Annotated in this window: 17 protein-coding genes; 11 read left to right on the top strand and 6 right to left on the bottom strand. The window is 67.4% G+C overall.

Annotated elements, in window-relative coordinates; all coding sequences use genetic code 11:
• Positions 1-156: a DUF1328 domain-containing protein gene (locus tag AC5P9P_RS17660; RefSeq protein WP_005407633.1), complete on the top strand. Its 156-nt coding sequence runs from the start codon at positions 1-3 to the stop codon at positions 154-156.
• 76 nt (positions 157-232) lie between these two features.
• On the opposite strand, the gene ddlA is transcribed toward AC5P9P_RS17660, so the two are convergent.
• Positions 233-1,327, bottom strand: a complete 1,095-nt coding sequence (ddlA, locus tag AC5P9P_RS17655; protein WP_049402665.1) for a D-alanine--D-alanine ligase — start codon at positions 1,325-1,327, stop codon at positions 233-235.
• A gap of 377 nt (positions 1,328-1,704) precedes the next feature.
• Between ddlA and AC5P9P_RS17650 the strand changes: the two genes are divergently transcribed.
• The 4 genes from AC5P9P_RS17650 (at position 1,705) to AC5P9P_RS17635 (ending at position 5,471) form a co-directional block, all read left to right on the top strand.
• A complete protein-coding gene (locus tag AC5P9P_RS17650; RefSeq protein WP_495232984.1) occupies positions 1,705-2,340 on the top strand; it encodes a ubiquinone biosynthesis accessory factor UbiJ in 636 nt (211 codons plus the stop codon).
• A complete protein-coding gene (ubiB, locus tag AC5P9P_RS17645; protein ID WP_049404805.1) occupies positions 2,337-3,992 on the top strand; it encodes a ubiquinone biosynthesis regulatory protein kinase UbiB in 1,656 nt (551 codons plus the stop codon). The genes AC5P9P_RS17650 and ubiB overlap by 4 nt, the downstream gene beginning before the upstream one ends.
• A 5-nt stretch (positions 3,993-3,997) precedes the next feature.
• On the top strand, positions 3,998-4,576 hold the full coding sequence (locus AC5P9P_RS17640; protein ID WP_033835524.1) for an O-methyltransferase: 579 nt from the start codon (positions 3,998-4,000) through the stop codon (positions 4,574-4,576).
• Positions 4,577-4,730: 154 nt separating this feature from the next.
• Positions 4,731-5,471: a pseudouridine synthase gene (locus AC5P9P_RS17635; protein WP_012478780.1), complete on the top strand. Its 741-nt coding sequence runs from the start codon at positions 4,731-4,733 to the stop codon at positions 5,469-5,471.
• 76 nt (positions 5,472-5,547) lie between these two features.
• Here AC5P9P_RS17635 and AC5P9P_RS17630 read toward each other — a convergent pair whose 3' ends face one another.
• Positions 5,548-6,075, bottom strand: coding sequence for a DUF2059 domain-containing protein (locus AC5P9P_RS17630; RefSeq protein ID WP_005407643.1), 528 nt, complete (start codon positions 6,073-6,075; stop codon positions 5,548-5,550).
• 133 nt (positions 6,076-6,208) lie between these two features.
• Here AC5P9P_RS17630 and arfB point away from each other — a divergent pair, with 133 nt between their 5' ends.
• From arfB to dcp, 3 genes are all read left to right on the top strand, one after another.
• On the top strand, positions 6,209-6,640 hold the full coding sequence (gene arfB, locus AC5P9P_RS17625; protein WP_005407644.1) for an alternative ribosome rescue aminoacyl-tRNA hydrolase ArfB: 432 nt from the start codon (positions 6,209-6,211) through the stop codon (positions 6,638-6,640).
• Between the two features lie 4 nt (positions 6,641-6,644).
• Positions 6,645-7,247 (top strand): lysophospholipid acyltransferase family protein, encoded by a 603-nt coding sequence (locus AC5P9P_RS17620; RefSeq protein WP_033835525.1) that lies wholly within the window; start codon positions 6,645-6,647, stop codon positions 7,245-7,247.
• 111 nt (positions 7,248-7,358) lie between these two features.
• Positions 7,359-9,515 carry a peptidyl-dipeptidase Dcp gene (gene dcp / locus AC5P9P_RS17615; RefSeq protein ID WP_033835526.1) on the top strand — a complete coding sequence of 719 codons (2,157 nt, stop codon included), beginning with the start codon at positions 7,359-7,361 and terminating at the stop codon, positions 9,513-9,515.
• Positions 9,516-9,896: 381 nt separating this feature from the next.
• Here the strand turns inward: dcp and AC5P9P_RS17610 are convergent, their stop codons facing one another.
• Complete coding sequence (locus tag AC5P9P_RS17610) at positions 9,897-10,343, bottom strand: 3-dehydroquinate dehydratase (protein WP_004153636.1); 447 nt, start codon at positions 10,341-10,343, stop codon at positions 9,897-9,899.
• A gap of 3 nt (positions 10,344-10,346) precedes the next feature.
• The gene (locus AC5P9P_RS17605) at positions 10,347-10,748 is read right to left on the bottom strand and encodes a hypothetical protein (protein ID WP_033835527.1); all 402 of its coding nucleotides are present in this window, start codon (positions 10,746-10,748) and stop codon (positions 10,347-10,349) included.
• A gap of 175 nt (positions 10,749-10,923) precedes the next feature.
• Here AC5P9P_RS17605 and lepB point away from each other — a divergent pair, with 175 nt between their 5' ends.
• Complete coding sequence (lepB, locus tag AC5P9P_RS17600) at positions 10,924-11,550, top strand: signal peptidase I (RefSeq protein WP_005407648.1); 627 nt, start codon at positions 10,924-10,926, stop codon at positions 11,548-11,550.
• Between the two features lie 124 nt (positions 11,551-11,674).
• The gene (locus AC5P9P_RS17595; RefSeq protein WP_049404807.1) at positions 11,675-12,931 is read left to right on the top strand and encodes an MFS transporter; all 1,257 of its coding nucleotides are present in this window, start codon (positions 11,675-11,677) and stop codon (positions 12,929-12,931) included.
• 129 nt (positions 12,932-13,060) lie between these two features.
• On the opposite strand, the gene AC5P9P_RS17590 is transcribed toward AC5P9P_RS17595, so the two are convergent.
• Together AC5P9P_RS17590 and AC5P9P_RS17585 are read right to left on the bottom strand one after the other, a co-directional pair.
• Positions 13,061-13,978 (bottom strand): LysR family transcriptional regulator, encoded by a 918-nt coding sequence (locus tag AC5P9P_RS17590; protein WP_005407650.1) that lies wholly within the window; start codon positions 13,976-13,978, stop codon positions 13,061-13,063.
• 332 nt (positions 13,979-14,310) lie between these two features.
• A complete protein-coding gene (locus AC5P9P_RS17585; RefSeq protein WP_005407651.1) occupies positions 14,311-15,279 on the bottom strand; it encodes a LysR family transcriptional regulator in 969 nt (322 codons plus the stop codon).
• 110 nt (positions 15,280-15,389) lie between these two features.
• Between AC5P9P_RS17585 and aceB the strand changes: the two genes are divergently transcribed.
• The gene (gene aceB, locus AC5P9P_RS17580; protein ID WP_033833256.1) at positions 15,390-17,012 is read left to right on the top strand and encodes a malate synthase A; all 1,623 of its coding nucleotides are present in this window, start codon (positions 15,390-15,392) and stop codon (positions 17,010-17,012) included.
• Positions 17,013-17,047 lie beyond the last annotated feature (35 nt).

Raw genomic sequence — 17,047 nt, 5'->3', positions numbered from 1 at the left:
ATGCTGCACTACGCCATCATTTTCTTTGTCATCGCCATCATCGCCGCCGTTCTGGGTTTCTCCGGTATCGCCGGCGCCGCAACGAACATCGCCTGGATCCTGTTCGTGGTGTTCCTGATCCTTGCGGTGATCTCGATGTTCCGCAAGCGCGGCTAGCCGGTAGTGCCGGCCGCTGGCCGGCATCGCTTTCCGCAGAGTCGAGCCATGCTCGACTCTGCGGGCGATCACCACGTTACACAGCGCTCTGCAGCCCGCGATCAGCTTCGTGGCGTTCCAGCGCCAGCTCGATCAGGCGCGTGATCAGAGCGGTGTAGTCGACACCGCTGGCGCCCCACAACTTCGGGTACATGCTGATGCGGGTGAAGCCCGGCAGCGTGTTGACCTCGTTGATGACGATCTCGCCGTCTGCGGTGAGGAACACATCCACGCGCGCCATGCCCGCACACTCCAGCGCCAGGTAGGCCTGCCGCGCGATCTGCTGGATGCGCGCCTGGGTGGCGGCGTCGATGTCGGCCGGCACCACCACTTCAGCGCCATAGTCATTGATGTACTTGGTGTCGTAGGCGTAGAACTCGTCGTGCACCACCACCTCGCCGCATACGCTGGCCTGCGGGTGCTCGTTGCCCAGCACTGCGCATTCGATCTCGCGGCCGACCACCGCCGATTCCACCAGCACCTTGTGGTCGTAGCGCAGCGCCAATGCCAGTGCCTCGGCGAAGCCCGCCGCATCCTTGACCTTGCTCACACCCACCGACGAACCCTGGTTGGCCGGCTTCACGAACAGCGGCAGGCCGAGCTGGGCGATCACCGCGTCGGCATCGACCTCCGCGGCCTGATGGCGACGGATGCACAGCCACGGCGCCACCTGCAGCCCCGCGTCGCGCAGCAGGCGCTTGGTCACGTCCTTGTCCATCGCCACCGCCGAGCCCAGTACCGGCGAACCGACGAAGGGCAGATTGGCCATGCGCAGCAGCCCCTGCAGCGCACCGTCTTCGCCGAGTGGCCCATGCAGGATCGGCAACACCACATCGATCTGGCCCAGCGCGCTGGCCGCATCGCACGGCTGCAGCTGCGCCTGCTCGGCGCCCGGGCGCACCGCCAGCGACTGGCCCGAGCGATGCAGCGCGATGCGCGACGGATCATCGGCATTGATCAGGAACGTATCCGGCTGGCTCAGATGCCACTGGCCCTGCTTGTCGATGCCGACCAGCACCGGCTCGAAGCGCTCGCGATCAAGCGCATCGAGGATGTTCTTCGCCGACTGCAGCGAAACTTCGTGCTCGGAGGACTTGCCCCCGAAAATGATGCCGACCCGGGTCCGTGCCATGGGGAGTGCGATGTCCTGTGCGTTGCGTGGCCCCATAGCATGAACCTTCATCGGCCATCCGCGTGAGGCACAGGTGAACCAGAAATCCATCCACGCATGGCGTGGATCTACCGTGTCGACCAAGGTCGACACCCACCAAGAGCAGCAGGAACCTGTCGAAGGCGGGGTGGGCCGGTTGCGGGGGTGTCCGCGGCATGGATGCCGCGGCCAAGCCCCCACGGACGGGTTTACGGCGTCCCCCGCAACCGGCCCCGTCCCGCCAACCCACGGAATGCCCGCTGTTGCTGTTGCTTCGGCTATTGCCGTTGCCGTTGCATCTGCGGGTGCCGGGCGGCAGCCCGGCCCAAGCCCCCCACCCACGCAGGTAGAATGCGCACATGGCTCTCTCCCTGCTCAAGTCCCTCAAGCCGGTCGCTGGCCGCGCCCTGCAGATCGCCCTGAACCGCGCGCTGGCGCTGGATCCGGATACCCGCCATGCATTGGCCAGCCTCGACGGCCGGCATATCGACCTGACCCTGGAAGCGCCGTCGCTGGCCATGCGCATCCGCGTCGACGGCGACCAGCTGCGGGTCGGCCCGGTGGATGCGCAGGAAGCCGACCTGGCCGTGCGCAGCAGCCTGGCCGGCGTGCTGGCGCAGCTGCCGCTGCTGGCCAACGCGCGGCGCGGCGACAACAACGGCAAGGGCCGTGTGCGCGTGGCCGGCGATGCCGAGCTGGCGCGCCGCCTGCAGCAGCTGGCCAAGGGCTTCGATCCGGACTGGCAGCAGCCTTTCGTCAGCGTATTCGGCGAAGTACTGGGCGTGCAGGTCGCCAACACCCTGCGCAGCGCCCTGCAGCACGCGCGCCAGGGGGCGATCGACCTGGCCCACAGCGCCGCTGAGTTCATCACCGAGGAGTCGCGCGATGTGGTGCCGCGCGCCGAGCTGGATGCCTTCCACGACGACGTGGATGTGCTGCGCGATGACGTGGAGCGCCTTGGTGCACGCGTGCAGCGCCTGCGGGGTGCCGCATGAAGGCCGTGCTGCGGGCCAGCCGCATTGGCCGGGTGATCCTGCGTTACCGCCTCGACGACCTGCTGCAGGGCACGCCGGCCGAGCGCTGGCTGCGCCTGGCCAAGCCGTTCGTGCCGCGCGCCTCGGCCAGCATCGCCTCGCAGTCGCGCGGTGCGCGCCTGCGCCTGGCGCTGCAGGACCTCGGCCCGATCTTCGTCAAGTTTGGCCAGATCCTGTCCACCCGCCGCGACCTGGTGCCGCCGGACGTGGCCAACGAGCTGACCCTGCTGCAGGACCGGGTCAAGCCGTTCGATGGCGAGACCGCGCGCCGCATCGTCGAGGACGCGCTCGGCCTGCCGGTCAGCGAGGCCTTCGCCAGCTTCGACACCGAACCGCTGGCTTCGGCCTCGATCGCGCAGGTGCACGCGGCCACGCTGGCTGATGGTCGCCAGGTGGTGGTCAAGGTACTTCGACCGGGCATCGAGAAGCAGATCGACGCCGACATCGCCCTGCTCAATTCGCTGGCCGCCCTGGTCGAGCGCACCCACCCGCGCGCCGACAAGATCCGGCCGCGCGAAGTGGTGGCCGAGGTCGAGAACACCCTGGCCGCCGAGCTGGACCTGCAGCGCGAAGGCGCCAATGCCAGCGTGCTGCGCCGCTTCTGGGAAAACTCCGACGACCTGTACGTGCCGGAAGTGATCTGGAGCCACACCGCCGAGCGCGCGCTGACCCTGGAGCGGGTGTGGGGCATTCCGTCCGATGACATCGCTGCACTGGACAAGGCCGGCATCGACCGCAAGGCGCTGGCCGCCAAGGGCGTGCGGGTGTTCTATACCCAGGTATTCCGCGACAATTTCTTCCACGCCGATGCGCACGCCGGCAACATCTGGGTCGACACCGATCTGGCGCGCCGTGCCAATCCGCGCTTCATCGCGCTGGACTTCGGCATCATGGGCCAGCTCTCGCAGGAAGATCAGTACTACCTGGCCGAGAACTTCATGGCCATCTTCAACCGCGATTACCGTCGCATCGCCGAACTGCATGTACAGGCACGCTGGATGCCCGACCACGTACGCATCGACGATCTGGAAGCAGCCGTGCGTTCAGTGTGCGAGCCGTACTTCACCCGTCCGCTGTCGCAGATCTCGCTGGCCGAAGTGCTGATGAAGCTGTTCCGGGTGGCGCAGCGCTATCAGCTGACGCTGCAGCCGCAGCTGATCCTGCTGCAGAAGACCCTGCTGAACATCGAGGGCGTCGGCCGCCAGCTGGACCCGCAGATCGACATCTGGGCGGTGGCCAAGCCGGTGCTGGCGAAGATCCTGCGCGAGCGCTACAGCCCGCGCCGGGTGGTGCGCGAGCTGGGCAAGCGCCTGCCGGAAATCATGACCCATGCGCCGGACATGCCGCGGCTGGTGCACGCCTGGCTGACCCAGCAGGTGGAAGGCCGCCACGAACTGGCGATGCGTTCGCGCGATCTGGTCGCGCTCGACGCCAGCCTGCAGCGCCTGCAGAAGCGCGCCGTGGGCGCGATCACCGGCGTCGGCCTGCTCGCCATCGCTGCACTGATGTATGTGCTGCAGCCGCCGGGCTGGTACTGGGGCGACGTGCCGGCGTGGAGCTGGCTGTCCGGTGCGGTCGGTGCAGTGGCGCTGCTGCGCGCGTGGTGGAAGTAGGCCCCATGCTGCAGGCACTCAAGGACGAACTGGCCCGCTTCGGCGCCGACAACGACGCCCGCGAAAGCGCGCGTGGCCGCCGCATGCTCAACATCACGCCAGATACGGGCGAATTCCTCGCGGTGCTGGTCCGCTTCGGCACTGCGCGCCGCGTACTGGAGATCGGTACCTCCAACGGCTATTCGACGCTGTGGCTGGCCGAGGCTGCCGCCGCCATCGACGGCCACGTGACCACGCTGGAATACGCCGAGGACAAGGCGGCGATGGCGCGTGACACCTTCGCGCGCAGTGGCCTGGCCGATCGCATCACGCTGGTCCACGACGATGCCGGGCCGTGGCTGGCAGAGGCCGCCGATGCCAGCATTGACCTGCTGTTCCTCGATTCGGACCGCGGGCAATACGCCGGCTGGTGGCCGCAGCTGCGCCGCGTGCTGCGCCCGGGCGGCCTGCTGGTGGTGGACAACGCCACCTCGCATGCGGGAGAGATGGAACCGTTGCGCGTGCTGCTGGACGCTGATCCGGACTTCAGCACCAGCCTGGTGCCGGTGGGCAACGGCGAGCTGCTGGCCGTACGCAACGCCTGACCGCCGCGCTGCCCGCGCTGATCTGGTAGTGCCGGCCGCGCCTGATCTGGTAGTGCCGGCCGCTGGCCGGCAAGCCCAGCAGCCAGACGATCCGCAGGCAGCCGGCCAGCGGCCGGCTCTACCGCATTCAGTGCCCAGCCTCGATAATCCCGCCGTGAGCACCGAACCTGACACCCTCGCCGCGGTCGAGACTGAAACCGCGCCCCTGCAGCTGCTGCACCTGGATGAGCGCCTGGCCGTGGTCAACAAGCCTGCCGGGCTGATGGTCCACGACAGCAAGCTGGCCCGTGGCGAAGACGACTTCCTGGCCGACCGCCTGCGCGAGCAGCTGGGCCGCCCGATCTTCCTCGTGCATCGCCTGGACCGGGCCACCAGTGGCTGCCTGCTGCTGGCCTTTGACCGCGAGACCGCCAGTGCGCTGGGCAAGGCGCTGATGGGTGGCGAGGTGCTGAAGGACTACCTGACCGTCTGCCGGGGCTGGCCGGCCGAACTCGCTTGGCAGGTCGATCATGATCTGGACGGCGGCCCGGGCAAACCGGTGAAAAAGCCGGCGGTCACCGACTTCCAGCGCCTGGCCACCGGCGAGCTGTCGGTGCCGGTCGGCGAGTTCACCCGCTCGCGCTATGCGTTGCTGCGCTGCCAGCCACAGACCGGGCGCTTCCGGCAGATCCGCCGGCACCTCAAGCACCTGTCGCATCACATGATCGGCGACACCAGCCATGGTGATGGCCGCCACAACCGCATCTTCCGCATGCAGGGTGTGCACCGCATGCTGCTGCACGCCGAGCGCCTGCGCTTCCCGCATCCTGAGGGCGGCAACGTGGATGTCAGTGCGCCGCTGGATCGTGAGTTCCAGAAGGCGCTGGACCTGTTCGGCTGGCAGGTGGACCTATAGACGGTAGTGCCGGCCGCTGGCCGGCATCTGCCTGATCCCAACCGTACGAGGTTGCCGGCCAGCGGCCGGCACGACCTCACTTCTTTTCCGGCTCGTTGACGATCGCTTCCAGGTCCTTCTGCAGGTCCGCGAACAGCGGCTGCATGCGCGCCTGGATCGCCACCATCACGTTCTGCATCAGGGCCGGGGTCTTGTCCAGCAGGCTCTGGCCGGCCGCGCTCTCGTAGAACTCGGCCATCGCCAGCACGTCTTCCTTGCTGAAAGTCTTCTTGTACAGGTCCACGTACATCGGCCGCAGCTGCTGCCAGGACAGTGCCTGCCGCAGGGTCTGGCTGGTCCGCGCCTGGATCCGCTTCAGCTGCTCCTGCTGCTGGGCATTGAGCTGGCGCTGTGCGGCCACCTGCTGGAACTGCTGCTGCTGCATCGCCTCGATCTGCGGCAGCATGGTGTCGATCATGCTCTGCGCACGTGACGCGGACAGCAGACGGTTGATGTCGCCATCGGTCGGCGGCGCGGCCAGGGCGGGGACACTGGCCACGGCCAGCGCCAGCAGCAGGGCGGCGCGGCGCAGCAGGGAGGGCAGGGCGGGTGCGGAGCGGGTCATGCGAAGCTTCCTGCGGTACATGGGACGGCCAGCATACCCGCAGCCAAGGCGAAGGCGGCGTGTTCGGTACCTGATCGGCGGCATACGGCGCGCGATGCGCACTCCGACACGTGGCTGCCGCTACAATGCGCGGATGGGCAGTGGACCGGTCACCATCAACGCGCAGCTTGAAATCCCCGACGGCGAGATCGTCGAGCGGTTCGTGCGTGCCAGCGGTGCCGGTGGCCAGAACGTCAACAAGGTCTCCACTGCGGTGGAACTGCGTTTCGACGTGGCCAACTCGCCCTCGTTGCCCGAACCGTTGCGCACGCGCCTGCTGGCGCGGCGTGACCGGCGCATGACCGGCGAAGGCGTGCTGGTCATCGACGCGCAACGTTTCCGCACCCAGGATCGCAATCGCGAGGATGCGCGCGAGCGGCTGGCGGCCTTCATCCAGGCCGGGCTGAGCGTGCCCAAACCGCGCAAGGCCACCAAGCCGACCCTCGGGTCGAAACTGCGTCGTCTGGACGCCAAACGCGGGCGCGCGCAGATCAAGCGCGGGCGCTCATCACGTGACTGGGAGTGATTGCTTGAACAACCCGACTCCGCTGCTGCCGGCCGTGCCGCCGCAGATGCCACAGGTCAAACCCAACGCCTTCCTGCGCTGGCTGGCGCGCTGCACCCTGCGCATGGGCGGCTGGAAGGTGACCGGCACCCTGCCTGACATCCCGCGCCTGGTATTCATCATCGCGCCGCATTCGTCCAACTGGGACGGCCTGTGGGGCATGGCGGCCAAGATCGCGCTGGGCATGAAGGTGAAGGTGCTGGGCAAGGCCTCGCTGTTCTGGTGGCCGCTGGGGCCGCTGCTGCACAAGCTGGGCGTGATCCCGCTGGACCGCAGCTCGCCGCAGGGCACGGTGGGCCAGGCGGTGGACCTGCTGCGCAACAACGAGAAGATGTGGTTCGCCATCACGCCCGAGGGCACCCGCAAGGCGGTGAAGGAGTGGAAGGCCGGCTTCCTGAAGATCGCCCGGATGGCAGACGTGCCGATCCTGACCGCCTATTTCCACTATCCGGAAAAGACCATCGGCATCGGTCCGCTGTTCACCCCGAGTGGCGACGATGTGGCCGACATGGCTGCCATCCGCGAGTTCTACCGGCCGTGGATCGGCAAGACCCGCGGCACGGTCTGAGCCGGCCGCAGGCCGTCGCATAGACGCCACGTCCGGCACATGCCGGGCGAGCGCGACAGGAGTAGGGTGGAGGGCTGGTATTCCATACCGTCTGCCCAAGGAGCGTTTTACATGTCGCGTACCGTAGTCCTGGCCGCCGCCATCAGCCTGGCGCTGGCGGCCTGTTCCGGCAAGGAGTCCACCCCCGTGTCCGATGCCCAGAAAGCCCCGGCCCAGCAGCCGGCCGAAGCCTCCACCAATCCGCTGCTGAGCGCCAGCACGCTGCCGTTCCAGGCGCCGCAGTTCGACAAGATCAAGGACAGCGACTACCTGCCGGCCTTCGAAGAAGGCATGCGCCAGCACCTGGCCGACGTTCGCAAGATCGCCGACAGCAGCGAGCCGGCCACCTTCGACAACACCATCGTGGCGATGGAGCGCAGCGGCGAGACCCTGACCCGCGTGTCGCGCATCTTCTTCGGCCTGGTCCAGGCCGATACCAACGATGCGCGCCAGAAGATCCAGGAAGAAGTGGCGCCGAAGCTGGCCGCGCACCAGGACGAGATCAACCTCGACCCGAAGCTGTTCGCGCGCGTGAAGTCGATCTATGACCAGCGCGACACGCTTGAACTGGATCCGGTGCAGAAGCGCCTGGTCGAGCACTACTACGATGGCCTGGTGCGCGCCGGTGCACAGCTGTCCGACGCCGACAAGGCATCGCTGCGCAAGCTCAACGTGGAAGAGACCACGCTCTCCACCCAGTTCCATACCCGCCTGGTGGCTGCCACCGCCGCTGCGGCCGTTGTCGTTGACGACAAGGCCAAGCTGGCCGGCCTGGACGAGGATGCGATCAACAACGCCGCCAACGCAGCGAAGGAGCGCAAGCTGGATGGCAAGTTCCTGCTGCCGCTGCAGAACACCACCCAGCAGCCGGTGCTCGGTTCGCTGAGTGATCGTGACCAGCGTGCCGCCGTGCTGAAGGCTTCGGAAACCCGTGCCGAGCGTGGCGATGCCAACGACACCCGGCAGACCGTGCAGCGTCTGGCCCAGCTGCGCGCGCAGAAGGCCAAGCTGCTCGGCTTCGATACCTTCGCCGACTACCAGCTGGGCGACCAGATGGCCAAGACCCCGGCCGCCGCGCTCAAGCTGCTGACCGACACCGTGCCGGCCGCCACCGCCAAGGCCCGCGCAGAAGCCGGCGAGATCCAGAAGGTGATCGACGCGCAGAAGGGCGGTTTCCAGGTCGCCGCCTCGGACTGGGATTTCTACGCCGAGCAGGTGCGCAAGGCCAAGTACGATCTGGACGAGTCGCAGATCAAGCCGTACTTCGAACTGGACAACGTGCTGCAGAACGGCGTCTTCTACGCCGCCACCCAGCTGTACGGCATCACCTTCAAGCCGCGTACCGACATTCCGACCTACAACCCGGACATGAAGGTGTACGAAGTCTTCGACAAGGACGGCACCTCGCTGGCCCTGTTCTACACCGACTACTTCAAGCGTGACAGCAAGTCCGGCGGCGCCTGGATGGACGTGTTCGTCGAGCAGGACGGCCTGACCGGCGCCAAGCCGGTGGTCTACAACGTCTGCAACTTCACCAAGCCGGCCGCCGGCCAGCCTGCGCTGATCAGCTTCGACGACGTCACCACCATGTTCCATGAGTTCGGCCATGCACTGCATGGCATGTTCTCGAACGTGAAGTATCCGTCGATTGCCGGCACCGCCACCTCGCGCGACTTCGTCGAGTTCCCGTCGCAGTTCAACGAGCACTGGGCGCTGGACCCGAAGGTGTTCGCCAACTACGCCAAGCACTACAAGACCGGCGAGGCGATGCCGCAGGAGCTGGTCGACAAGATCCTCAAGGCACGCAGCTTCAACCAGGGCTATGCGACTACCGAGTACCTGTCGGCCGCACTGCTGGACCTGGCCTGGCACACGCAGAAGGCCGACGCGCCGCTGCAGGACGTCGGCGCCTTTGAAGCGAGCGCGCTGAAGAAGTTCAAGGTCGACCTGCTGCAGGTGCCGCCGCGTTACCGCACCACCTACTTCGACCACATCTGGGGTGGCGGTTACTCGGCCGGCTACTACGCCTACTTCTGGGCCGAAGTGCTGGATCATGACGCCTACCAGTGGTTCACCGAACACGGTGGCCTGACCGCCGCCAATGGCCAGGAATTCCGCGACAAGATCCTCTCGCGCGGCAACAGCGTGGAGCTGTCGACCCTGTACCGCGATTTCCGCGGCAAGGACCCGTCGGTGGAACCGCTGCTGAAGTTCCGCGGGCTGAAGTAAGCGCGACCTGAAGTACGAAAGAAATAACGGCGGGGGAAACCCCGCCGTTTTTCGTTGAATCGATGCCATCGACAGATTCCGCAGTGTGCCGCTCATCCACGCATGGCGTGGATCCATGTATCGACCAAGGTCGACACCCACCAGAAGCAGGCCATGCTGTTCCGACAGTTCGCGGAGATCTGTCGAAGGCGGGGTGGGTCCGGTTGCGGGGGTGTCCGCGGCATGGATGCCGCGGCCAAGCTTACAGGGACGTACTTGCAGCGTCCCCCGCAACCGGACCCACCCCGCCATCCCCCAGGAAACCGGCTTTGGCTGTTGCTGTTGCTGATGAGGTTGCCGGCCAGCGGCCGGCACTACCGGGTGCCGGGCACAGCCCGGCCATCACGTCCCCACGTGTACCCGGTTGGCTTGTTCGGCCAGCCCCAGGTGATCCAGCGCGATGTCCAGCGCCAGCACATAGCTCTGCGCACCGTAGCCGGCGGCGATGCCCAGGCGCTGGCCGACACCGGCCGGCAGGCACGGCTCGGCCACCGCGCCGTCGTCATGTACTTCCACGTAGGCGTTGTGCAGGTAGGGCAGCAGGCGCTGAAGACGCAGGCTGTTGGCACACGCACCCGGGTCCAGCAGCGTCACCTCGCCACGGCTGTGGTCGGCCACGCGCAGGGCGTCCAGCAGTTCCTGTTCCGAGCCGCAGGCGCGTATCGCCACGCTGGTGCCGGCGTCGATCGCCCGGTGCACCAGCGACTTCAGTACCGGTGCCGGCAGCGGCATGGCGGTACGGATCAGCGCACCGGCGGCTTCCGGGCCACGGATGATGAAGATCGACATGGCTCAGCCCTCCTGCGCCAGGCGGCGGCCGACGATGGCCAGCGACAACGGATAACCGGCCTGCTGGCTGCGCTGGTCGATGACCACCGCCGCGGGGCCATGCTGCAGTCGCAGGCGCGACTCCAGGCCGGGCTCGCTGGGTGCCTGCAACTCGATGTACTGCGCCGGCAGCCGTTCCAGCGCCGCCTGCAGCGCACCGCCCTCGGCCTGCCATTGCGCCTCGTCGGCCACGCCGACATCCAGCAGCACCCAGTCGGCCGAACGCGCCTGCGGCTGGCACAGGCACTGGCGCACTTCGGACAGGCTGGCGCAGTCGCTGCACAGTACGCGATGGCCGCTCAGCTGCGCCGGCAATTGCGGGCGCGGCGCGGACGAAGATGCGTGGCGGATCACCAGGAGGGTCATACAACACCTTGCGGAATGCGCCCTGTGGCGCGGTGGGCACACGATGCGCGCGCTGGCCGTAAAGGTGCGATGCCGGCGGCCGGTCCCGCGCGTAAAACCTGCGTAACCCGGCGCTACCGGGAACCTCTCCCCCCATGTGTGGTCTGATGCAGCTACCACCCACCCGGAGCCTGCCATGGACGCCGTTGCCCGCCCTCCCTTTTCCGATCGCGCGCTGGCCTGGCTGAAAAAGGAGGCGCTGCCGTTGCTGGTGATGCTCGGCCTGCTCGCCGCCGCCCGCGATACCCTCGCCAACCACTACGTGGTGCCCAGCGGTTCGATGCAGCCGACCCTGCAGCCCGGCGACCGGGTGGTGGTGGACATGCGCGCCTACGGCCTGCGCCTGCCATTCACCAGCAGGGAGCTGATGTCCACCGGCACGCCGCAGCGCGGCGAAGTGGCGGTATTCGATTCGCCAGCCGACGGCACCCGCCTGATCAAGCGCGTTGCCGCAGTGGCCGGTGACCATGTGCAGCTGCACGAAGGGCACCTGACCATCAACGGCCAGCCGCTGCAGACTGCGGACCTGCAGGATGTGGAAGCCTTCGGTGAACGCCGTGCCAGCCTCGATCTGGACATGGGGGGCGGCCCGGACATCGCCGACCTGGTGGTGCCGGACGGCAAGGTGCTGGTGTTGGGTGACCACCGTGGCAACAGCTTCGATGGCCGCTTCTTCGGCTTCGTCGATGCCGACAAGGTCTACGGCCGTGCGGTGGCGGTGTACTACCGCCGCGGCGACGGTTTCGAGTGGCAGCGCCTGTAAGCTGAATTGATACTTCTTGAGTATCAATCCTGACTTATCAGGTTATGGATCGACTGGATGGACGGGCCTAGTCTGAGGCCCGTTCCCTCCCACGCCCGGCCGTCCCCACCGGCCCTTCGATTCCATGACTGGCGAAACTGCGGCGGCCGTTGAAGGCCGTCCCTCCATTCTCGATACCGGCACCGACACCTGCATCCAGCAGGGCACCCCGGCCTTCCGCCGCACCGCGCTGGCGCTGTTCCTGGCCGGCTTCTCCACCTTCGGCCTGCTGTACACCGTGCAGCCGCTGCTGCCCGAGTTCAGCCGTCACTTCGGTGTGTCCGCCGCCGGCAGCGCGATGTCGCTGTCGTTGACCACCGGCATGCTGGCGGTGGCGATGCTGCTGGCCGGCCTGCTGTCCGACGCGGTCGGCCGTCGCCCGTTGATGATCGTTGCGCTGTTGGCGTCGGCCATGCTGTCGCTGTGCACCGCGCTGGTGGACGACTGGACCACGCTGCTGGTGCTGCGCACCCTGCTTGGCCTGGCGCTGAGCGGCGTGCCGGCGGTAGCGATGACCTACCTGGTCGAGGAAATGGACAGCCGCGCGCTGGGCCTGGCGATGGGCCTGTACATCGGCGGCAACGCCATCGGTGGCATGAGCGGGCGCCTGCTGGCCGGCATCATCGCCGACCATTGGGGCTGGCGCTGGGGCATCGGCGTGGTCTCGATCATCGCCGTGGCCAGCACCGTGCTGCTGTGGCTGCAGCTGCCACCGTCGCGGCACTTCCATGCACGTCGCGGCGGCCTGCGCCAATTGCCGTCGCGCTGGCGCACGCTGTTCGCTGACCCGGGCCTGCCGTGGCTGTTCGCCACCTCGTTCGTGCTGATGGGCGTGTTCGTCACCCTCTACAACTACCTGGGCTATCACCTGCTGGCGCCGCCCTACCATCTCAGCCAGACCGTGGTCGGGCTGATCTTCAGCGTCTATCTGGTGGGTACCTTCAGTTCGGCGTGGATGGGCCAGCAGGCCACGCGCTACGGACGCGGCCGCATTCTGTCGATCTCGTTCGCGCTGATCGGCGCCGGCATCGCGCTGCTGGCGATGCCGTGGCTGAGCACGATGGCGCTGGGTATCGCACTGGTGACCTTCGGCTTCTTCGGTGGTCATTCCGTGGCCAGCAGCTGGGTTGGAAGCCGCGCCGGTGCGATGCGTGCGGAAGCCTCGGCGCTGTACCTGTTCGCCTACTACCTGGGGTCCAGCGTGCTGGGCGGTGTGGGTGGCCTGGCCTATGCAGCCTGGGACTGGCTTGGCGTGTGTGCGTTCGCCGCCGCGCTGACCCTGATCGGCGGTGGCATCGTCTGGGCGCTGCAGCAGCGCGCGCCACAGCCGGTCACAGCGTGACCCAACGCACGGTAGTGCCGGCCGCTGGCCGGCAACCACGGTGTGGCGGGTTTGCCGAGGTAGAGTCGACTGTTAGTCGACTGCTCTTCCATCAGATCGCGAAAACCCCGCGCTGCGCGCGATAGTCGACTAACAGTCGGCTCTACCGGCGAATGCCCCGCGCAGCAGCGTGGCGAAATTGCGGATCAACGGGGTTACCCGTTCGCGATGCCACGCCAGCTGCACTTCCGAATGGGCACCGGCATCGGCCAGCGCCACGAAGCGCGATCCTTCCACCCGGATGTGATCGCACGAAGACGGCAGGATCGCGGCGCCCAGGCCCGCGGCGGCCAGGCTGATCAGCGTCGAGGCTTCACCCGCCTCCTGCACGATGCGCGGTGTGAATCCGGCAGCCGCGCACAACGCGATCATGTGGTCATGGATGCCCGCACCGGCACTGCGGCGGAACGCCACGAATGGCTCCTGCGCGAAGTCGCGCAGCGACAGCGTGCCCTGCTTCGACAGTCTGCGCAGGGCAGGATGGTCGGCATGCACGATCAACGCCAGCGGATCGACGAACAGGCTGTGCGCCACCAGTTCCGGCGGCAGCGCACGCTTGCGGATGATGCCCACGTCCAGTGAGCCGTCGAGCAGCGCGTCGATCTGCTGCAGGGTGTTCATCTCGCTCAGCTGCAGCCGCACCTGCGGATACTGCTGGCGGTAGTGCAGGATCGAACGCGGAATCTGCGGCGACAGCGGCGTGGCGCGGGTCAGGCCGATGTGCAGTTCACCCTGCTCACCGCGCTGCGCGCGCTGTACCTCGTCCACCGCCGCTTCCACCTGCTGCACGATGGCGCGTGCACGTTCCTGCAGCAGCTCGCCCGCAGGCGTCAGCTGCACACGACGATGGCTGCGCACGAACAGACGCGCACCGATCAGGTCCTCCAGCTGGCGGATCTGCTGGCTGAGCGGCGGCTGCGACATGCCCAGCCGCTCCGCCGCCTGGCCGAAGTGCAGCGTATCGGCAACGGCGAGGAAGTAACGCAGGTGGCGGAGTTCGATGGACATGGGGCCAGTCTAGCCAGACCGGGACCGTGCCTGGCGTCTTCTTTGATCGTTTTTCCGCCAGTCGAGCATGGCTCGACTCTACAAAAGCCCATTTCGATCATTGATGACGTGTCGACCAAGGTCGACACCTACCAACAGCCGCGGAGATCTGTCAGAGGCGGTGCGCTGTGGGTGGGCAGGACCGTTGGCGCCATGGATGGCGCCATCGAGCCCCCAGGGATGGGTTCACGGCGTGTCCTGCCCACCCACAGCGCACCGCCATCCCACGGATAGCCCGCTGTTGCCGTTGCTTCGGCCTCGGCAGGTGCAGGGCGCAGCCCTGCCGAACACCCCTACCGCTCGGAATGCCCGCTCTGGTCGTAATCGCGCGGACTGAACAACTCCGGCTGGATCAGCTCGATGAACGCCCGCGCCTGCGCCGACAGCGCCTTGCCCCGGCGCACGATCACCCCGTAACTGCGTTCCGGGAACCAGCGCTTCATCGACCGCGCCGCCAACCGCTCGCGGTCGGCCTCGTTCAGGCACAGCGCCGGCACGATCGAAATGCCCATGCCCATCGCCACGTACTGCTTGATCACCTCCCAGCCGCCGACCTCCAGTGCCACGGTGTAGGCGATGCGGTGGCGCTGGAACACCTGGTCCACCAGGCGATAGGTGATCTGCCGCTTCGGCGGCAGTACCAGCGGATAGCGCGCGATGTCGGCCAGCTCCAGCTCGCCGCCACTGGCCAGCGGATGATCGTGCGGTGCGATCAGCACCTGCTCGAAGCGATAGGCCGGGGCGTAGCTCAGGTCGGCCGGCACATCGGTCATCGAACCGATCGCCAGGTCGGCGGCATCCTCGCGCAGCAGGTCGGTGCCGTCGGCGCTGATCGCGTTGTGCAGGGTCAGGCGCACGTCCGGGTGATGCAGGCGGAAGCGTTCGACGATCTTCGGCAGCAGGTAGAGGATGGTGGAACTGTTGGCGGCGATGTTCAGTTCGCCCGCATCCAGTCCGCGCACCTTGTCGCGGAAGCGCGCCTCCAGCCCGTCCAGGTTTTCCACCAGTGGCTGCGCCATTTCATACAGCAGCTGGCCCTCGCGGCTGGGCACCAGGCGCCGCCCGCTGCGCTCGAACAGCGGCACCCCCAGCTCCCGTTCCAGCGCCTGCAACTGAAGGCTGATCGCCGGCTGGCTGACGAAAAGTGCCTCAGCCGCCCGTGAGACCGAACCCAGGCGCACGGTCTGGCAGAACGCGCGCAGCGGCTTCAGCCGGTCGGATTTGTAGGAAAAACGCGGACTTGGCGGGGTGCGTGTGCTCATCGTGTCACGAGTATTAGCATAACTTATGTAGAACATTGCAAAAACTGTTTTGCCAAATACTCGGGCCCAGCGGCACCGTGGAGTCGTTCCCCCACCGCTGGAGTCGCCCCATGTCCGCCGTCGCTTCCGCTGTTCCCACCCCTGCCAGCAAGGCCACCCCCGGTATCGCCCTGGCGACCCGCGTGGCCGGCCAGGACACCCTGCTGCCGGCGCCGTTGCTGGCCCTGCTGGTGTCGCTGCACCGCGCGGTGGAACCGGGCCGGCAGGCACGGCTGCAGGCCCGCCGCGAGCGCCAGGCGTTCTTCGACCAGGGCGGCCTGCCGGACTTCCGGGAAGACACCACCGCGATCCGCAACGGCGACTGGCGCGTTGCCCCGCTGCCGGCCGCGCTGCAGGACCGCCGCGTCGAGATCACCGGCCCGACCGACCCGAAGATGGTCATCAACGCGCTGAACTCCGGCGCCAAGGTGTTCATGGCCGACTTCGAGGATTCGACCTCGCCGACCTGGCGCAACCTGCTGGCCGGCCAGCAGTCGCTGGCGGCGGCGGTGCGCGGTGACCTGCAATTCACCGCTGCAAATGGCAAGCACTACAGCCTGCGCCCGTACGACGAGCAGGCGGTGCTGATCGTGCGCCCGCGCGGCTGGCACCTGGACGAAAAGCACGTGGCCATCGACGGCCAGCCGCTGGCCGGTGGCCTGTTCGACGCGGCGGTGTTCGCCTTCCACAACGCCCGCACCCTGCAGGCGAAGGACCGCGGCCCGTACTTCTACCTGCCCAAGCTGCAGAGCATGGAAGAGGCGGCGCTGTGGGAGACCGCGCTGTCGCACATCGAAGGCATGCTCGGCCTGCCGCATGGCCAGATCAAGGTGACGGTGCTGATCGAAACGCTGCCGGCGGTGTTCGAGATGGACGAGATCCTGCACGCGCTGCGTGACCGCATCGTCGGCCTGAACTGCGGGCGCTGGGACTACATCTTCTCGTACCTGAAGACCTTCCGCCGCCACGCCGACCGCGTGCTGCCCGAACGCGGCCAGGTGACCATGACCCAGCCGTTCCTGAAAGCGTATTCGGAGCTGCTGATCCAGACCTGCCACCGCCGCGGTGCGCATGCGATGGGCGGCATGGCCGCGCAGATTCCGATCAACAACGATGCCGCCGCCAACGAACAGGCGATGGCCCGTGTGCGCGCCGACAAGCTGCGCGAAGTCACCGCCGGCCATGACGGCACCTGGGTTGCACACCCGGCGCTGATTCCGGTGGCGATGGCGATCTTCGACGAACACATGCCCGGTGCGAACCAGCACAGCGTGCTGCGCCAGGACGTGCGCGTCGGCCGCGACGAACTGATCGCACGGCCGCCGGGCACCATCACCCGCGCCGGTTTCGAAGGCAACGTGGAAGTCTGCGTGCGCTACCTGGCCGCTTGGCTGGATGGCAACGGCTGCGTGCCGATCCACCACCTGATGGAGGATGCGGCCACCGCCGAGATCAGTCGCAGCCAGCTGTGGCAGTGGCTGCACACGCCGGGCCAGCAGCTGGACGACGGCACCGCGATCGACCTCGCGCTGCTGGATTCCACCCTCTCGCAGCTGCCGGCACGGCTGGGCGATACCGCCGCGCTGCCCGGTGGCGCACGCATCGGCGAGGCCATCGCCCTGCTCGGCGAACTGAGCCGCAGCGACGAACTGACCGATTTCCTGACCCTGCCGGCCTACGCGCGCATCGACTGACTGACTGCCCGCAAACCCGCCGTTTCCCTCCCCGT

The organism is Stenotrophomonas sp. YJH_SMC_14-1 (assembly GCF_059372275.1).
The sequence above is the reverse complement of the archived record's forward strand: the minus strand, read 5'-3'. Positions and strand labels throughout refer to the sequence as shown.